10 protein-coding genes and 2 pseudogenes are annotated in these 17875 nt (G+C 72.9%); 8 read left to right on the forward strand and 4 right to left on the reverse strand.

The features are described from left to right. Positions 1-7: 7 nt before the first annotated feature. From BS73_RS14970 to pyk, 7 genes and pseudogenes are all read left to right on the forward strand, one after another. Positions 8-1477: a maltokinase N-terminal cap-like domain-containing protein gene (locus BS73_RS14970; RefSeq protein WP_051941435.1), complete on the forward strand. Its 1470-nt coding sequence runs from the start codon at positions 8-10 to the stop codon at positions 1475-1477. A 251-nt stretch (positions 1478-1728) separates the two neighbouring features. Further along, a pseudogene (gene glgB, locus BS73_RS14975) lies at positions 1729-4357 on the forward strand (1,4-alpha-glucan branching enzyme). Between the two features lie 337 nt (positions 4358-4694). Further along, positions 4695-6227 (forward strand): APC family permease, encoded by a 1533-nt coding sequence (locus BS73_RS14980; RefSeq protein ID WP_051939954.1) that lies wholly within the window; start codon positions 4695-4697, stop codon positions 6225-6227. An 82-nt stretch (positions 6228-6309) separates the two neighbouring features. Then, complete coding sequence (locus BS73_RS14985) at positions 6310-7287, forward strand: hypothetical protein (RefSeq protein ID WP_037572701.1); 978 nt, start codon at positions 6310-6312, stop codon at positions 7285-7287. 169 nt (positions 7288-7456) lie between these two features. Further along, positions 7457-9634, forward strand: a pseudogene (gene pta, locus BS73_RS36220) (phosphate acetyltransferase); the annotation flags it as partial. An 82-nt stretch (positions 9635-9716) separates the two neighbouring features. Then, entirely contained in the window at positions 9717-10919 is a 1203-nt protein-coding gene (locus tag BS73_RS15005) for an acetate kinase (protein WP_037572713.1), read from the forward strand. Between the two features lie 60 nt (positions 10920-10979). Beyond that, positions 10980-12413, forward strand: coding sequence for a pyruvate kinase (pyk, locus tag BS73_RS15010; protein WP_037572716.1), 1434 nt, complete (start codon positions 10980-10982; stop codon positions 12411-12413). Between the two features lie 101 nt (positions 12414-12514). Here pyk and BS73_RS15015 read toward each other — a convergent pair whose 3' ends face one another. From BS73_RS15015 to BS73_RS15030, 4 genes are all read right to left on the reverse strand, one after another. Beyond that, positions 12515-13912 (reverse strand): hypothetical protein, encoded by a 1398-nt coding sequence (locus BS73_RS15015; RefSeq protein WP_037572718.1) that lies wholly within the window; start codon positions 13910-13912, stop codon positions 12515-12517. After that, positions 13902-14531 carry a DUF6114 domain-containing protein gene (locus BS73_RS15020; protein ID WP_063836997.1) on the reverse strand — a complete coding sequence of 210 codons (630 nt, stop codon included), beginning with the start codon at positions 14529-14531 and terminating at the stop codon, positions 13902-13904. The genes BS73_RS15015 and BS73_RS15020 overlap by 11 nt, the downstream gene beginning before the upstream one ends. A gap of 184 nt (positions 14532-14715) precedes the next feature. Then, a complete protein-coding gene (locus BS73_RS15025) occupies positions 14716-15330 on the reverse strand; it encodes a DUF6230 family protein (RefSeq protein ID WP_037572720.1) in 615 nt (204 codons plus the stop codon). A gap of 712 nt (positions 15331-16042) precedes the next feature. Further along, positions 16043-17026, reverse strand: a complete 984-nt coding sequence (locus BS73_RS15030) for a tetratricopeptide repeat protein (protein ID WP_084704080.1) — start codon at positions 17024-17026, stop codon at positions 16043-16045. A gap of 224 nt (positions 17027-17250) precedes the next feature. Here BS73_RS15030 and BS73_RS15035 point away from each other — a divergent pair, with 224 nt between their 5' ends. Beyond that, a complete protein-coding gene (locus BS73_RS15035; RefSeq protein ID WP_037572722.1) occupies positions 17251-17859 on the forward strand; it encodes a TetR/AcrR family transcriptional regulator in 609 nt (202 codons plus the stop codon). The last annotated feature ends 16 nt before the right edge of the window (positions 17860-17875 follow it).

Raw genomic sequence — 17875 nt, forward strand, 5'->3', positions numbered from 1 at the left:
GAGCGAGCTGACCCGCCGGCTCGCTCCCGCCCTCCGGGACTGGCTCCCCGGCCAGCGCTGGTTCGCCGGCAAGGGCGCGCCCGTCACCGCCGTCGTCCCGCTGTCGGCCGGCCGGCTCGGCGCCGGCCTCCAGCACCTGCTGGTCCGCGTCGAACAACCCGGCCGCGCCCCGGAGACGTACCAACTCCTGGTGGCCACCGGCTCGGAGACCCCGCCGGGGCTGCCCGACCGGGCCGTGATCGGCCGGCTTTCGGACGGCCGGCTGGTCTACGACGCCCTGCACAACCCCGCGCACGCCGAGCGGCTGCTCGCCCTCCTCCTCGGCCGGAGCCCGCTGCCGGCCGGCCTGGCCGCCGGGCAGCTGCCCTCCCCGCCGCCCGGAGGGAGCACTCCGCCGCTGCGCGCGGGCGCCCTCGCCCCCCGGGTCAACACGGCCGAGCAGAGCAACACCTCGGTCGTCTACGGGGACCGGATGATCGCCAAGCTCTTCCGCCGGGTCACCCCGGGCACCAATCCGGACCTGGAGCTCACCCGCGCGCTGGCCGCGGCCGGCTCGACCCGGGTGCCGACCCCGCTGGCCTGGCTGGAGACCACCCCGGCCGGCCCGGAGCCGCCGGCCACCCTGGCACTGCTCCAGCAGTTCCTGCGCGGCGGCCGGGACGGCTGGGAACTGGCCCTCTCCCGGGCGGCCGAACTCGCCCCGCAGAGCCCCACACCGGCCTCCGGCACCGCCCCCACCGGGAACTTCGCTGCAGAGTCGTTCCTGCTGGGCCGGGCCACCGCCGAGGTCCACCTCACCCTCGCCCGGGTGCTGCCCACCGCCCTCCTCGGCCCCTCGGACGCCGAGCTGCTGATCGGGGCGATGACGGACCGTCTGAACGAGGCCGCGGAGGCCGTGCCGGCGCTGCGCGAGTACCGCTCGGCGCTCCTCGCCATCTACCGCGACCTGGAGGACCGGCTCCGCTCCGGGCGCCCGCTGCTGGTCCAGCGGATCCACGGCGACCTCCACCTCGGCCAGTCGATGCGCACCCCGCGCGGCTGGGTGCTGCTGGACTTCGAGGGCGAGCCGGCCACCCCGCTGGCCGAGCGCCGCCGGCTGCAGCCGGCCGCCCGGGACGTCTCCGCGATGCTCCGCTCCTTCGACTACGCCGCCGCCCACCGGCTGCTGGGCGAGGAGACCCGCCCCGACCCGGAGGCGGAGCAGCGGGCGGTCCGCTGGTGCGCGCGCAACCGGGAGGCGTACTGCGCGGGTTACGCGGCGGCGGGCGGACGGGACCCGCGCGCCGACCCCGCACTGCTACGCGCCTTCGAGACCGACAAGGCCGTCTACGAGGTGGTATACGAGGCCCGCAACCGGCCCGCCTGGCTGCCCATCCCACTGGCCGCCATCCGCAGGCTCACCGCGGCACGCGGAGCCGCCGCGAAAGAGGGTGCCGGCCCCGCCGCCCCCTACTCGCCGAACGGCCGGCTCGGTTGACCGGCCGTCAGGCCGGCCCGCGGGCCGGCCGCCCCGCTGTCCCCGCCCCTCCGAGGAGGAACCCCAGGTGACCCCGCTCGACCCGCCGCCCACTCCCCGTCCGCTGTCCGGACCGCCCTCCGGCCAGGTGCCTCCGACCTTCCGGGCGACCGGTGCCACGGCCGCCTCCGGCGGCGCCCGGCGACCGCCGGCGACCACCGGTCCGGCGAGCACCGGTCCCGGGGCCGCCGCAACCTCCGGCGAAGAACCGGTTGCGGCCGCCGGCGCGAGCTCCGGCTCGCCCTCCGAGCGTTCACAACCCACCCGCGGCCAGCGCGCCCCCCGGTCCGCGCGCACCACCCACAGCCCGCGGACCCCCCAGTCCCCCACCGGGCCCGGCAGCCCGAGCGGCACCGGCACCGGCGACCCGTCCCCCGCAACCGGCGCCGGCGGGCGCAGCGGCCACAGCGGCACCGGCACGAGCAGGGGCGCCGGCACGAGCACCAGCACCAGCACGATTACCGGCACCGGCGAGCGCGCTCCCGCCCGCCCCCCGCGCGGGCTCCCCCACCCGGCCGACGACGGCTCGGAGCGGATCGCCTCCACCGACCCGGGCGGCCCCACCGGCGGGAACGGCAGCGGCGGCGGCCCCCGCCCCGGCGGCTCCGGCGGCGGCAGCGGCTCCGGCGGCGGCCCCGCCCGCCGCTCGCCCCCGAGGCCCCCCTCCCGCCCGCCGAGATCGCCCGGCTCACCTCCGGCCGGCACCACGACCCGCACAGCCTCCTCGGCCTCCACCCGGCCGCCGACGGCCTCGTCCTCCGGGTCCTCCGCCCGTTCGCCGAACGGGTCGCGGTCGCCGTCCACGGCACCGACTCGCCGTCCGCCCGCTGGGAGCTGACCCACCAGCAGGACGGGCTCTTCACCGGCCTGCTGCCGCTGCCGGCCGCCCCCGGCGGCTACCAGCTGCTGGTGACCTACGACGGCACCGAGCAGGTCCAGCAGGACGGCTACCGCTTCCTCCCCACCCTCGGCGAGACCGACCTCCACCTGATCCGCGAGGGCCGGCACGAGCAGCTCTGGGAGGCCCTCGGCTCCCACCCGCGCACCCTCGACGGGGTGGCCGGCACCGCCTTCGCGGTCTGGGCCCCGAACGCCGCCGGCGTCCGGGTGGCCGGCGACTTCAACTGCTGGGACGGGACCAGCCATCCGATGCGCTCGCTGGGCGCGGCCGGCGTCTGGGAGCTGTTCGTCCCCGGAGTCCACGAGGGCGCCCGCTACAAGTACGAGATCGCCACCCGCGACGGCCGGCTGCTGCAGAAGGCCGACCCGATGGCCCAGGCCACCGAGGAGCCGCCGGCCACCGCGTCCGTCGTCCACGCCTCCCGGCACACCTGGCAGGACGCGGCCTGGATGTCCCGCCGGGGCGCCACCCCGGTCCACGAGGCGCCGTTCTCCGTCTACGAGGTGCACCTCCCATCCTGGCGGCCGGGGCTGACGTACCGCCAGCTCGCCGACGTCCTCCCGGCGTACGTCCGCGACCTGGGCTTCACCCATGTCGAGCTGATGCCGGTGATGGAGCACCCGTTCGGCGGCTCCTGGGGCTACCAGGTGAGCAGCTACTACGCGCCCACCTCCCGGCTCGGCTCCCCGGACGACCTCAAGTACCTGATCGACGCCCTCCACCGGCACGGCGTCGGGGTGATCGTCGACTGGGTCCCGGCGCACTTCCCCAAGGACGACTGGGCGCTGGCCCGCTTCGACGGGGAGCCGCTCTACGAGCCCGGCGACCCGCTGCGCGCCGAGCACCCGGACTGGGGCACCCTGGAGTTCGACTACGGCCGCACCGAGGTGCGCAACTTCCTGGTGGCCAACGCCGTGTACTGGTGCCAGGAGTACCACGTGGACGGCCTCCGGGTGGACGCGGTCGCCTCGATGCTCTACCTCGACTACTCCCGCGAGGACGGCGCCTGGTCGCCCAACGAGTACGGCGGGCGGGAGAACTGGGACGCCGTCGGCTTCCTCCAGGAGATGAACGCCACCGTCTACCGGCGCTGCCCCGGCGTGGTGACCATCGCCGAGGAGTCCACCGCCTGGGACGGCGTGACCAGGCCGACCGACTCCGGGGGCCTCGGCTTCGGCCTGAAGTGGAACATGGGCTGGATGCACGACTCCCTGGAGTACATGCAGCACGACCCGATCCACCGCAAGTGGCACCACAACGAGATGACGTTCTCGATGGTCTACGCCTACTCCGAGAACTACGTGCTGCCCATCTCGCACGACGAGGTGGTGCACGGGAAGCGCTCCCTGGTGTCCAAGATGCCCGGCGACTGGTGGCGGCAGCGCGCCAACCTGCGTGCCTACCTGGGCTTCATGTGGAGCCACCCGGGCAAGCAACTCCTCTTCATGGGCACCGAGTTCGCCCAGGGCGCGGAGTGGGACCACGACCACGGCCCGCAGTGGTGGGTACTGGACGAGGAATGGCCGGCGCACGCCGACCACGAGGGCGTGCGCGAGCTCGTCCGCGACCTCAACCGGGTGTACACGGACTCCCCGCAGCTGTGGCAGCTGGACACCCGGCCGGAGGGCTTCGCCTGGATCGACGGCGGCGCCGCGGACGACAACGTCTTCTCCTTCGTCCGCTACGACGCGGCGGGACGCCCGCTGGTCTGCGTCTCGCATCTGTCGCCCGCCGTACGGGAGGACTACCGGGTGGGGCTGCCGCCCTCGCCGACCGGCTCCTGGCTGGAGATCCTCAACACCGACGCCGAGGTGTACGGCGGTTCCGGGGTCGGCAACCCGGAGCCGGTCAAGTCGGAACCGGTGCCGTGGAACGGGCGGGAAGCCAGCGCGGTCCTCAGGCTGCCCCCGCTGAGCACCATCTGGCTCTGCCCGGCCTGAGCCCCCGGCGCTTGGCGCCGCCATCGAACTGACACATCGTCAACACCCTTGCCCCCGGTCGCGGACGACGAAATCCGCAATCGGGGGCGCCTCATTTTTCGAGATCCGTAGATTCAGCCATCCTGCAAACGATTCTCGCCAAACCGTTGCCCTGGGTGCATGCGATTCGGCAACATTTGGCTGACATTGAGCAGCACTGCGACGCCTGAACCGTACTGAGAGACACGGTAGACGCACGGCAGCACAGCCGAACCGGGGGAACGAGCACCGCACGCGCACCATCGCACCGCCCCGCCCGCGACCGCGTTCCGTCCCCCCGGAGAGGCAAGAGGCACCGATGAGTCCGACCCGCGCTCGCCAGGCGGCGCAGCAGGCCGAGCGCCCGCACAGCCGGGCCCTGCGCGCCGACGTCCTCGGCAGCTTCGACACCATCGTGATGGCCGTCGCCGGCAGCGCCCCGGCGTACACCCTGGCCGCGACCACCGCCGTACTGGTCGGCGCCGCCGGACTGGTCAGCCCGGCCGCCCTGCTCGGCTGCGTGATACCGATGCTGGGGATCGCCTGGGCCTTCAACCACCTCGGCAAGGTGGACGTCAACGCGGGCGCCAGCTACTCCTGGGTGGGCCGGGCGCTGCACCCCTCGCTCGGCTTCCTCTCCGGCTGGGCGCTGGTGGTCTCGGCCACCATCTTCATGGTGGCCGGCGCCCTGCCGGCCGGCTCGTACACCCTCTCGCTCTTCTCCGCCTCCGCCGCCGAGAACACCTGGGCGGCGACCGGGGTGGGGGCCGTCTGGTTCGTGCTGATGGCGCTGCTGGTGCTGGTGGGGGTGCGGATCACGGCCCACGCCCAGTGGATCATGACCGGGATCGAGGTGCTGATCCTGGTCGCCTTCGGCGTCTCCGCGCTGGTGCACGGCGCCGGGCAGCAGCACCCGGCCGCGCTCTTCTCCTGGTCCTGGCTGTGGGGGTTCGGCCACTTCGGCGGGGCGAGCGGCTTCGCCGCCGCGGCCCTGGTGGCCGCCTTCTACTTCTGGGGCTGGGACGTCACCGCCAACCTCTCCGAGGAGACCAGCAACAGCCGGCGCAACTCCGGGCTCGGCGGGCTGGTCGGGGTGGTGATGGTGTTCGCCCTCTTCGAGATCGTCACCATCGCCGTCAACCTGATCCTCACCCAGAAGCAGATCCAGGCCGACTCGGGCGACCTGCTGACCGTGCTCGGCGACGCGGTCTGGCCGGGCTGGGGCGGCAAGGTGCTGGTCCTCGCGGTGATGCTGTCCACCATCGCCACCCTGGAGACCACCCTGATCCAGGTCACCCGCTCGCTCTTCGCGATGGGCCGGGACCACACCGTCTCCCCCGCCTTCGGCCGCTCCCACCCGCGCTGGCAGACCCCGCACATCGCGGTGGCCACCGTCACCGTCGTCTCCCTCGTCCTGTTCATCGCCTCCAACGGCCTCGGCTCGGTGAACACCATCCTCACCGACGCGGTCAGCGCGATCGGCCTGCAGATCGCGTTCTACTACGGCCTGGCCGGCTTCGCCGTCGTGGTCGCCTACCGCAGACTGCTCTTCAAGTCCTTCTCCAACGCGTTCTTCATCGGCCTCTGGCCGCTGGTCGGCGCGCTGTTCATGCTGTGGATCCTGGTCGAGTCGCTGACCACGCTCAGCGGAGAGGTGATAGGCATCGGCATGGGCGCGCTCGCCCTCGGCCTCCTCCCGATGGGCTGGTACTGGGCCAAGGGCAGCGGCTACTACCGTCCGGCGAGGCTGGACGCCGCCAACGCGGCGGCGGTCGCCGCCGAGTACGGCGAGGAACCGGACCTGGTCGCGGCGGAGACCGGCGGCCACGATGTACTCCCCACCGACCTCTGACCCGCCCGACCGGCCGCCCGCCTCCCGGCGGCCGCGACAGCCGCCCCCACGTCACCCTCACCCCCCACACACCGTCTCGCCCATGCCCAGACGACGCCGGCCCCAGCCATCCCGGTACGACCCGACCTTCGGCGACCGGGGGCTGGTCGACGCGCGCCAGGACCTGGTCGTCGGCCGCTGGCAGGGGGCCCGCGACCTCCTCGCCGCGACCGGTTCGGACTGGGACCGGCGCAGCCACCGGGTCCGGCTGCTGGCCGACGTGGCCGCCGGCAACCGGACCGTCGAGACCTGGCAGTCCGGCGAGCCGAAGAACCCGGACGCGCTGGTCGTCCGCGCGGACACCGAGGTGATGCGGCTCTTCACGGCGCTCGCCCGGCAGCGCGAGGACGGCGCCGAGGGCCCGCGCCCGGACACCTCGGCCGACCAGCTGGACCGGGCGCTGCTGGACCGGGCGGCCCGGATCTGCCTCCAGGCGGCGGAGGCCGCCCCCGCCGACCCGATGCCCTGGGTCTCCCTGATGACCCTCTCCCGGCTGTACGGCGGCGGCCACCAGCACACCTGGCACTGGTGGCGGGAGCTGACGGCCCGCGACCCGTACCACCGGGAGGGCCACCACCAGGCGCTGCGGCACCTCTCCGCGCGCTGGCACGGCTCGCACGGCGAGATGTACAACTTCGCCCACGACACGGCGGCCTTCGCGCCGCTGGGCTCGCCGCTGCCGGCGCTCACCCAGGCCGCCCGCGTCGAGCACTACGTCCACCGCGTCGCCACCGAGGGCCGGGCCGCGATCGGACTCACCTACCACTGGTCCCACGACTCCGCCCGCCAGGCGCTGCGCACCACCCTGAACCGCTGGATCACCCACCGCGCACCGGTCGAGCACGCCCAGGACGTCGCCGACCTCAACCTCCTCGTCCACGGCCTGGTGCACGCCGGCATGATCCCCGAGGCCGTGGAGGTCTTCCCCCTCCTCGGCGACCGCCCCACCCGCTACCCCTGGGCCCACACCGGGGACCCGGAGGCCCTCTTCAACCACTGGCGCACCCAGTTGCTGGCGTGACCGTGACCGGTGGGCCCGCGGCGGGAGAACCCGACTCCGAAGGCGGGTCAGACCTCGGCGGACAGGTAAGACAAATGCGAAGGTATGGTCATAGAGACGCGGCGTGCGCCAGCGAAGCCTCGCGCCGGCATCTCCTCCCCCCGAGAAGCCCAGAATCGGAGCACCCCCCGTGGCGCGCAGTGTGTACGTGACCGGTATCGCCCGTGGCGACGGCCGCCAGGCCGTGGAACTCGGCGTCATGGAGCTGCTGACCCGCCAGGTCGACGCGGTCGGCGTGTTCCGCCCGCTGGTCCACGAGGCCCCGGACCCCGCGCAGCCCCCCGGGGACCACGTCCTCGACCTCCTCCGCTCCCGCTACCGGCTGGAGCCGGCCCGCGCCGCCTACGGCATGACCTACACCGAGGCCGCCAGGATCCAGGTCGAGGAGGGCCTCGAAGAGCTGATCTCGCTCCTCGTCGACCGCTTCCACGAGGCCGAGCGCGGCTGCGAGGCGCTCCTCGTCCTCGGCACCGACTTCGCCGACACCGGCATCCCGGACGAGCTGGCCTTCAACGCCCGCCTCGCCAACGAGTTCGGCGCCGGGGTGCTGCCCGTGGTGGGCGGCCACCGCACCCCCGCCGACACGGTCGTCGCCGAGGTCCGCAGCGCCGTCCGCGCCCTCGACGACCTGGGCTGCTCGATCCTCGCCGCGATCGCCAACCGGGTGGCCGGACGCGACAAGCAGGAGGTCGGCCGCCGCCTGACCACCCTCGGCGTCCCGCTCTACGTCCTGCCCGAGGAGCCCGCGCTCTCCGCCCCGACGGTCTCCCAGGTGGTCGCCGCCACCGGCGCCGAAGTGCTGCTCGGCGACGCCTCCGGGCTGGCCCGGGACGTCCGCCGGTTCGTCTTCGGCGGCGCCATGCTGCCGAACTTCCTCGCCGCCCTCTCCGAGGGCTCGATGGTGATCACCCCCGGCGACCGCGCCGACCTGCTGATCGGCGCCCTCGCCGCGCACGCCGCCGGCTCCCCGCCGCTCGCCGGGGTGCTGATGACGCTGGGGCAGCATCCGGGCGAGAACGTCATGCGGCTCGCCTCCCGGCTGGCCCCCGGGACGCCGGTCGCGGTCGTCCCGGACGGCTCGTTCCCCACCGCCGCCGGGCTCTCCACCCTGGAGGGCCGGCTCACCGCCTCCTCCCCGCGCAAGATGGAGACCGCCCTCGGCCTCTTCGAGATGCACGTGGACGGCGCCGAGCTGACCGACCGCATCCAGCTGAGCCGCTCGGACCGGGTCACCCCGATGATGTTCGAGCACGAGCTGCTGGAGAAGGCCCGGGGCAACGGGGTCGACCTCAAGGACATCGTGCTGCCGGAGGGCACCGAGGAGCGGGTGCTCCGCGCCGCCGAGGTGCTCCTCCGCCGCAACGTCTGCCACCTCACCCTCCTCGGCGATCCGGCGGCGATCCGCAAGCGGGCCGCCGACCTCGGCCTGGAGCTCGGCCTGGACGCCGCCGAGAACACCTCGGCGCACAGCACCGGAGGCGCCTCCGCAGGACCCGCCGCCCGGGCCCGGATCATCGACCCGGTGGAGTCCCCGCTCCGCGACCGCTTCGCCGAGCTCTACGCCCGGCTCCGCGCCCACAAGGGCGTCACCCTGGAGCTGGCCCACGACGTGGTCTCCGACGTCAGCTACTTCGGCACCCTGATGGTGGAGGAGGGCCTGGCCGACGGCATGGTCTCCGGAGCGGTGCACTCCACCGCGGCCACCATCCGCCCCGCCTTCGAGATCATCAAGACCAGGCCGGGCGCCTCGATCGTCTCCTCGGTCTTCTTCATGTGCCTCTCGGACAAGGTCCTGGCGTACGCGGACTGCGCGGTCAACCCGGACCCCGACGCCGAGCAGCTGGCCGACATCGCCGTCCAGTCGGCGGCCACCGCCGCCCAGTTCGGCCTGGACACCCGGGTCGCGATGCTCTCCTACTCCACCGGCACCTCGGGCAGCGGCGCGGACGTCGACAAGGTCCGCGCGGCCACCGCCCTGGTCCGCGAGCAGCGCCCGGACCTGCTGGTGGAGGGTCCGATCCAGTACGACGCGGCGGTCGAGCCGGCGGTCGCCAGGACCAAGCTGCCGGACTCCGCGGTGGCCGGCCGGGCCAATGTGCTGATCTTCCCGGACCTCAACACCGGCAACAACACCTACAAGGCGGTCCAGCGCTCGGCCGGGGCGATCGCGGTCGGCCCCCTCCTCCAGGGCCTGCGCAAGCCGGTCAACGACCTGTCCCGGGGCGCGCTGGTGCAGGACATCGTCAACACGGTGGCGATCACCGCCATCCAGGCGCGCGCCGAGAAGCACGCCGACCCGGGGGACGCCCCCGCACCCCCGGCCCGCCCCCCACCGAGGCGATGTGATCCGTCATCAGCACGCCGGCAGCCGCACGAAAGGCACAGCAGAAGTGAACGACGCCACCCGGGTCCTGGTCCTCAACTCCGGCTCCTCGTCGGTGAAGTACCAGCTGATCGACATGGCCGGCGGGGACCGCCTGGCGACCGGCCTGGTGGAGCGGATCGGGGAGCCCGCGGGGGCCCTGGTCCACCGGGCCGGGGACGCCCGGCGGACCGTCGAGGAGCGCTACCCCGACCACACCGCCGCCCTGAAGGCGGTGGCCGAGGAGCTCAGGAGGGACGGCCTCGGCCTGGACTCGCCCGAGCTGGCCGCGATCGGCCACCGGGTGGTGCACGGCGGCACCCGGTTCACCCAGCCGACCCGGATCGACGACGCCGTGCTCGAGGCGCTGCGCGGGCTGGTCCCGCTGGCCCCGCTGCACAACCCGGCCAACATCACCGGCATCGAGGTCGCCCGCGCGCTGCGCCCGGACCTCCCGCAGATCGCCGTCTTCGACACCGCGTTCCACGCCACCATGCCGGAGCACGCCTGGCGGTACGCGATCGACAAGGAGACCGCGGACGCCAACTCGGTCCGCCGCTACGGCTTCCACGGCACCTCCCACGAGTACGTCTCGCGGCGCACCGCCGAGCTGCTGGGCCGGGCCCCGGAGTCGGTGAACGTGATCGTCCTCCACCTCGGCAACGGCGCCTCCGCCTCGGCCGTGCGCGGCGGCGTCTGCGTGGACACCTCGATGGGCCTGACCCCGCTGGAGGGCCTGGTGATGGGCACCCGCTCGGGCGACCTGGACCCGGCGGTGATCTTCCACCTCCACCGCGAGGCGGGCCTGGGCGTGGACGAGATCGACGCCCTGCTGAACCGCCGCAGCGGCCTGATCGGCCTCTGCGGGGCCAACGACATGCGGGAGATCGCCCGCCGAATGGGCGAAGGCGACGCGGACGCCCAGCTCGCCTTCGACATCTACGTCCACCGGCTGAAGAAGTACGTGGGCTCGTACTTCGCCGTCCTCGGCCGGGTCGACGCGGTCGCCTTCACGGCCGGAGTGGGCGAGAACTCGATCGCCGTCCGCGAGGCGGTGGCCGGCCGGCTCTCCGTCCTCGGCATCGAGCTGGACTCGGTGCGCAACGGCGTCCGCGGCGACAGCCCCCGCCTGGTCTCCGCCCCCACCTCCCGGGTGGCGGTGGCCGTGGTGCCCACCGACGAGGAGTACGAGATCGCCCGCCAGGCCTTCGCCCTCCTCCGCCAGGACTGACCTGTCCACCGGCAGTTGATCGAAAATGCCGGGCGGAACCGAACACATAGAATGAGCCATATGCGCCGAGCAAAGATCGTCTGCACTCTGGGTCCCGCGACGGAGAGCCTCGAACAGCTGAAGAAGCTGATCGACGCCGGTATGAACGTCGCCCGTCTGAACATGAGCCACGGCTCGCACGCCGAGCACGAGCAGCGCTACCAGAACGTCCGCGCGGCCGCCGACGCCGTCGGCCGCCCGGTCGGTGTCCTGGCCGACCTTCAGGGCCCGAAGATCCGCCTCGGGACCTTCGCCGATGGGCCGGTCACGGTGGAGAACGGTGACGAGTTCATCATCACCGCCGAGGACGTCCCCGGTGACCAGCACATCTGTTCCACCACCTACAAGGGCCTGCCCGGCGACGTGAAGCCGGGCGACCCGATCCTGATCAACGACGGTGTGATCGCCCTGGAGACCGTCCGGGTCGAGGGCCCGCGGGTCTACACCCGGGTCGTCGAGGGCGGCGTCCTCTCCAACAACAAGGGGATCAACCTCCCCGGCGCCGCGGTGAACGTCCCGGCGCTGAGCGAGAAGGACATCGAGGACCTCCGCTTCGCCCTGCGGATGGGCGCCGACATGGTCGCCCTCTCCTTCGTCCGGAACGCGGCGGACGTCGAGGACGTCCACAAGGTGATGGACGAGGAGGGCCGCCGGGTCCCGGTCATCGCCAAGATCGAGAAGCCGCAGGCGGTGGCGGCGATGGAGGAGATCGTCCTCGCCTTCGACGCGGTGATGGTCGCCCGCGGCGACCTCGCGGTCGAGTACCCGCTGGAGCAGGTGCCGCTGGTCCAGAAGAAGCTGATCACCCTCTGCCGGCGGAACGCCAAGCCGGTCATCGTCGCCACCCAGATGATGGAGTCGATGATCAGCGCGTCCCGGCCGACCCGCGCCGAGGCCTCCGACGTCGCCAACGCCATCCTGGACGGCGCCGACGCGGTGATGCTCTCCGCCGAGTCCAGCGTCGGCAAGTTCCCGATCGAGACCGTCGCCACGATGAGCCGCATCGTCGAGGCGGCCGAGACGGACCTGCTGGCCAAGGGCCTGCAGCCGCTCAACCCGGGGCGCAAGCCGCGGACCCAGGGCGGGGCGGTGGCCCGGGCCGCGGCCGAGCTCGGCGACTTCCTGGGCGGGGAGGCGCTGGTCGCCTTCACCACCTCGGGCGACACCGCGCGGCGGCTCTCCCGCTACCGCTCGCCGATCCCGGTGCTGGCCTTCACCCCGAACGCGGAGACCCGCAACCAGCTGACGCTGAGCTGGGGCGTGGAGGGCTACTGCACTCCGGAGCCGTCCAACACCGACGAGATGATCGCGCAGATCGACGAGGCCCTGATCAAGCTCGGCCGGTTCTCCGTCGGCGACACGGTGATCATGACCGCCGGCTCCCCGCCCGGAGTCCCCGGCAGCACCAACATGGTCCGCGTCCACCACCTCTCGGAGCACCCGAAGGGGGCGTAGCGTCCGCCGACCGCGCGCCGCGGTCGGCAACGCCGCGGCAGAACGCGAACGCCGCACCCGGCAGAGGCCGGGTGCGGCGTTCGCGTGTGGCGGGCGTCAGCTCACAGGTTCGTGGCGTAGCCGTGGATGCCGGGGATGGTGAGGTTCCCGCCGGTCTGGCCGGCCTGGTCGATGTCCACATCGTCCAGGGTCAGCTGGAGCTTGGCGTTGAGGTTGCCCACCAGGTTCCACAGCCACTCCGGCAGCGTGTCCGGAGTCAGCGTGACCCGCAGGATCGGCGGGAGGGGAATCCCCTCGATCCCCGCGATGGTGCCGGTCAGGCTCTCCACGTACATGGTGACCGTGCCGCCGCGCATGGTGGAGGTGGAACCCGGCCCGCCGTCGATGTGCTGGCGCTGGGTGCCCTGCTTCACCGACATCTGCAGGTTGTCGATGTCCACGGCCTCCGCCGTGAACTTCAGCACCCGCTTCGGTCCGCCCGCCGTCTGCACCGTCACCACGCCGTGGAAGACGGCGTTGTGCAGGCGCAGCTGGCTCGCCTTGAGGTTCCAGGCGTCCGCCGGGAACTCGCCCGGCGTCAGGTCCATCGGCGCCGCGACCTTGCTGGTGTCGCAGACCTTGCTCGCGCCCACCGAGTCGATGCCCGCCTGGCCGGTGGCCCGGTTGACGGAGCCCGCCGCGGCACCGGCGGTCTTGGTGACCGCGCCGGTGACCCCGGCCACCGCCTTCTCGGCCCCCGAGACCAGGCCGCCCCCGCTGGACGTGCTGGTCGAGGAGGAGGACGAGGACGGGGAGCTCGCGCTCGACGTGCCGCTGGACGCGCTCGGCGTCGAGGACGCGGAGGGCGTGGCGGAGGACGAGGACGAGGAGGACGAGGAGGACGTGGACCCGGAGAACAGGTGCAGCGGGTCCAGCGCCCCCAGCAGCCCGCCGGAGGACGAGGACGACGAGGAGGCGGAGGACGACGGCGACGACGAGGGAGAGGACGCCGTCGAGTTCGTCGACTGCTTGCTGCTCGTCGGCGCCGACGCCGACGTGGAGGAGCCGGACGCCGAGGGCGAGGACGAGGCCGACGCGGACGGCGTCCTGCTCTTGTCGGCCGTCGCCGACGAGGACGCCTTGGCGCTCGGCGAGGAGGAGGAAGAGGACGCAGAGGACGAAGCCGTGGGGCAGGAACCCGTACCGCTGGTGGTGGATCCCGACGGTGTCGAGGTCGCACTCGCCGTCGACGAGGAGTCGGAGGCCGAGCTGGTCGTCGTCCGCTCGGTGGCGAACGCGGCCCGCGCGGTCAGCGTGGTCCCCATCAGCAGCGCGGTCGGCACCGCGGTCAGCGCGAGTGCCTTGCCGACCGGCATCTGCAGGCGCAGCAGCACCGGCTTGCGCCGGGCGGCGTGCCGGCCGCCCGCACGGCGCGGCTCGGCCGCGGTGCGGAGGTCCCCGGCGGTTCCGTCCTCGAGTGCTCCCCCGTCGAATGGGGCTCCGCTCGACTCACTTGCCATGGCGTCCGCCTCCCGTGCGGCCGCGGGTACCGAAGAAGAACTCCGGCCCGTAGGACTGCTCGTCGCGGTACCGGGGGGCACCGTCCTCGGCCCCGGTGTCCCCGCCGACGACGTCGCCGTCGTCGCGCTGGGGGAGCAGCCCGGGGGCCTGGGCGGCGGGCTCGGCCGTCTCGGGGGCCCCGGCGGTCGGCTCGGAGCCGGCCGCGCCGCGGCGGCGCCGTCCGGTTCCGGGCGGGGGTACGGTTCCGGTCCCGCCGGCGCCCTCCGCGGCGGGTTCACCATCCGTCTTCAGCGGCGCCCAGGCGATGGCGAGAGCCCCGCCGATCAGCCCGAGCAGCAGCCCGAGGAAGAAGCCGCCGAAGTTGGACACCGGAAGCGAGACCAGCGACAGCAGGATCGCGGCGACCCCGCCGAAGATCTTGATCTGCGGCTGGAACCACATGCAGATGCCCAGCACGATCAGCAGGATCCCGATGACCAGGGACCCCGCGCCGGCCGTGGTGGAGATCGCGAGGTTGAGTCCGCCCAGCGACAGATGGAAGTAGGGGAAGTAGAGGATGGGCAGCGCGGCCAGGATGAGCAGCACGCCTGCCCAGAACGGGCGCACCTTGCGCCACATCCGGAACTTCCGCCGCGTCCGGGCAAAGCCGCTTTCGATGTCGTCGGGCCGCGCGTGCGCACTTACGCTCGTCACGTGGCAGCTCCCATGGGGGTAGGCAGGGCATCGGCGGGCGGTGGGGAGAGGGGGACTGGAGGGATCCGCCTCTCCCCACCCCTGGTCCGATCCGGGGACAGTCCTGGGCTCAGAAGCAGTCGTGCTGTCCGGCGGACATGCTCAGGTGCATGCCGGCGAGCGCGAAGGTACCGGCCGAGGTGGCCCAAGCGGTCTGCTTGACACCGGACAGGTCGGCGGAGTCGGACTCCTGCGCGAAGCTGTTCGGATCGACCTTGTCCTGAGAGTTGGTCTGACCCTTCGTCATCGCACCGGCGGCGACGCCGATGTTGATGTTGTGGAAGGTCGCCGTGGACGCCTTCAGGTCAGTCATGTCGATGAACAGATTCTTCGCCGTGACGGGCTGCGACCCGCCTCCGGCCTTGATCTGCATCGTGTAGGTGCCGAGCGGGCCGAGGCTCACCGGAACCGACTGGCAGAGGTTGTGGATGGTCGCGTCCTTGAAGGACGAGACGGCAACCGGAACCTGCTTGCCGTTCTTGGCCACGTCGACGGTGCCGTACTGGCCGAAGCCGTCACCGTGCAGCGAATCGGCGGAGACCTTGAAGCTCTGGCCGGCGATGCTGAACGACGCGGCGAGCGCGCCCTGCGCCATGGAGACGCCGATGGCCGCGGTGGCGGCGACGGACGGCACCATGACGACGGCGAACCGCTTCCAGCGGGTCTTGCCAAACGTCTGGGACATTCTTGTCTGGTCCTCCTTCTCGGACGTACATCTCCGGCCGTGCCCGGGGCGGGTGCTGGCCTGGGATGGGGAGAAGAGCTACGTCCTCGGGAAGGAGAGCGCCGTCTGCCGAAAGTACCGATCGGCCCGTCCGCGACTGTGGGACGCGGGCAGGCTCTTCAAGCGCACTGGTAGCACTGGCGATCACCCCCGAGCGACAACCACCGGCCGCGATGGCTGCGCGGCCGAAGGAGGACAGGCATCACCGTCGAGTGAAGACCCCCCTGCCCTCAAGGAACCGACCGGAGCCGGAACCTGCCCGGTGGGGATTCCGCCGCCGCCCTCCGGCCGGCTGCCGGATGGGTGGGAAACGGACCGAGCGTGCCCGATCGTGCTCGAAACCTGCCCCGGACACAAGTGGTTCATTACCGAGGAGTAAGCGGTCTGTGAAGCAAGTGGATGCAGATGCACGCAACTTGACCATGATCCGTCACCCTCTGTCGATGACTGCCCGTCAGTTTTCCCATCAAAACCGGACAATGCATACGGCCAGGGTCGCTGCTCGCGACCATGGCCGTAACACATCAAGATTTGATAACGCGTCTCGATTGACGACCGAATGTCGTCAAATCGCCCCCCACCCCGACCGTCTCGGACGTCCCGAAAACCCCAGGCGCACCATCGGCCCCAGGGGCGGTCGCCCGCCCCTGCGGCAACAGTCCGCGGCACCGGCCTAGAAGAGCACCCGGGCCAGCGCACCGCGGGCCGCGGTCACCCGCGGGTCGTCGCCGCCGACCACCTCGAAGAGCTCCAGCAGGTGCTTCCGGGCGGTGTCCCGGTCCTCGCCCGCGGTCCGGGCCACGGTCTGCACCAGCCGGTCCAGCGCGTCCTCGACATGCCCGCCGACCATGTCCAGGTCCGCCGCGTCGATCTGGGCCTCGACGTCCTTGGGGGCGTCGGCCGCGGCCTTCCGCACCGCCTGCGGGTCCTTGCCCGAGACCCGCTGCAGGAGCTCGGCCTGGGCGAGGCCGATCTTCGCCTCCAGATTGCCCGGGCGGTCGGAGAGGACGTTCCGGTAGGCCTGGATCGCGCCACCGAGGTCGCCCCGGTCCAGCGCCTCCTGGGCGGCGTCCAGCAGCGGGTCCTCGGGGGCGGCCGGACGGGCCGCCGGGCCGTCCTCGCCGTCCGCCGCGCCCGCCCCGGCGCCGGGCACTCCGGTGATGCCGAAGCGCTGCGCGGCGACCTGGATCAGCTGGTCGAGCACCTGGCGGACCCGCGGCTCCGGCTCGGCGCCCTGGAAGAGCGGCACCAGCTGCCCGGCGACCACGGCCATCACGGCCGGGATGCCCTGGATCTGGAACTGCTGGGCCAGCATCGGGTTGGCGTCGACGTCCACCTTGCCGAGGAGGAAGCCGCCGTCGTACTCCTCGGCCAGCCGCTCCAGCACCGGGCCGAGCTGCTTGCACGGGCCGCACCACTCGGCCCAGAAGTCCAGGACGACCGGAGCCTCCGCGGACCGCTGGACGACCTCGGCCTCGAAGTTGTCGTCGGTTACATCGAAGATCAGCGGGCCGACGGCCGGGGCCCCGCCCTCGGCCGCCTGGCGGGCCCGCTCGGCGCGGGCCTGTTCGGCCTTCTCGGCCGCCTCCGCGGCCTGCTTCACCGCTGCGAGGTCTACCGCCCCGCGCAAGGACATGTTCCGTGGCTGCTGCTGCATGCCCTTATCTTCCCCCGTCCGCCCATCGCTGTGTTCTTCGAGGAGGGTCGAGCCGTCCCCCGGCGAGTACGCGGGTCCCCACCCGCGCGGCGTGGCTGCCGCTCTTTTCGCTACGCCACGTAGCGTATACGCACGTGCGGCCCCGCCGTCCACTCGGACAAGCCCTCGGACCAGTGAACTGCGCCACGTTACGGCGCACCCTTGATCGGATAGCCTGCGGTGCCATGTCCGATTCGCCCCGGCGCCGAGGCCGCCCGCGCAGTACCGACGCGGATGCGGCGATCCTCGACGCCACCCGGCGGGTGCTCGCCGAGGTCGGCTGGGACGGGCTCACCATGGCCGAGGTCGCGGCGCGGGCGGGGGTCGCCAAGACCACCCTCTACCGCCGCTGGCCGTCCAAGCACGAGCTGGTGGTGGACGCCGTGGCGGCGCTCTTCGCCGGGCTGGCGCTGCCCGACCTGGGCTCGCTGCGGGCCGATCTGGAGGAGGTCGTCGCCCGCTTCGCCGCGCTGCTGGCCCGGCCGGAGGCGCAGGCCTCGCTCTACGCCCTCTTCGCGGAGGGGACGCGGGACGCGACGCTGCGGGCGCGGATCCGGGAGGCGGTCATCGCCCCGATGAAGTCCCTGGTGCATCAGGGGCGGGCGGCGGCGCAGGAGCGGGGAGAGCTGCCGCCGGACGGGTCGCGGGCGGCGGCCGCGGCGGAGGCGGACCTCATCTACGACGCGATCGCCGGCACGGTCGAACACCGGGTCCTGGTCACCGGCGAGCCGGCGGACCCGGCGTGGATCCGCCGCTTCACCTCCCTGCTGCTGCTGCCGCTGGGCGCGGGGTGACTGCCCACGCGCCCCG

Source organism: Phaeacidiphilus oryzae TH49, assembly GCF_000744815.1.
GTDB lineage: Bacteria > Actinomycetota > Actinomycetes > Streptomycetales > Streptomycetaceae > Phaeacidiphilus > Phaeacidiphilus oryzae.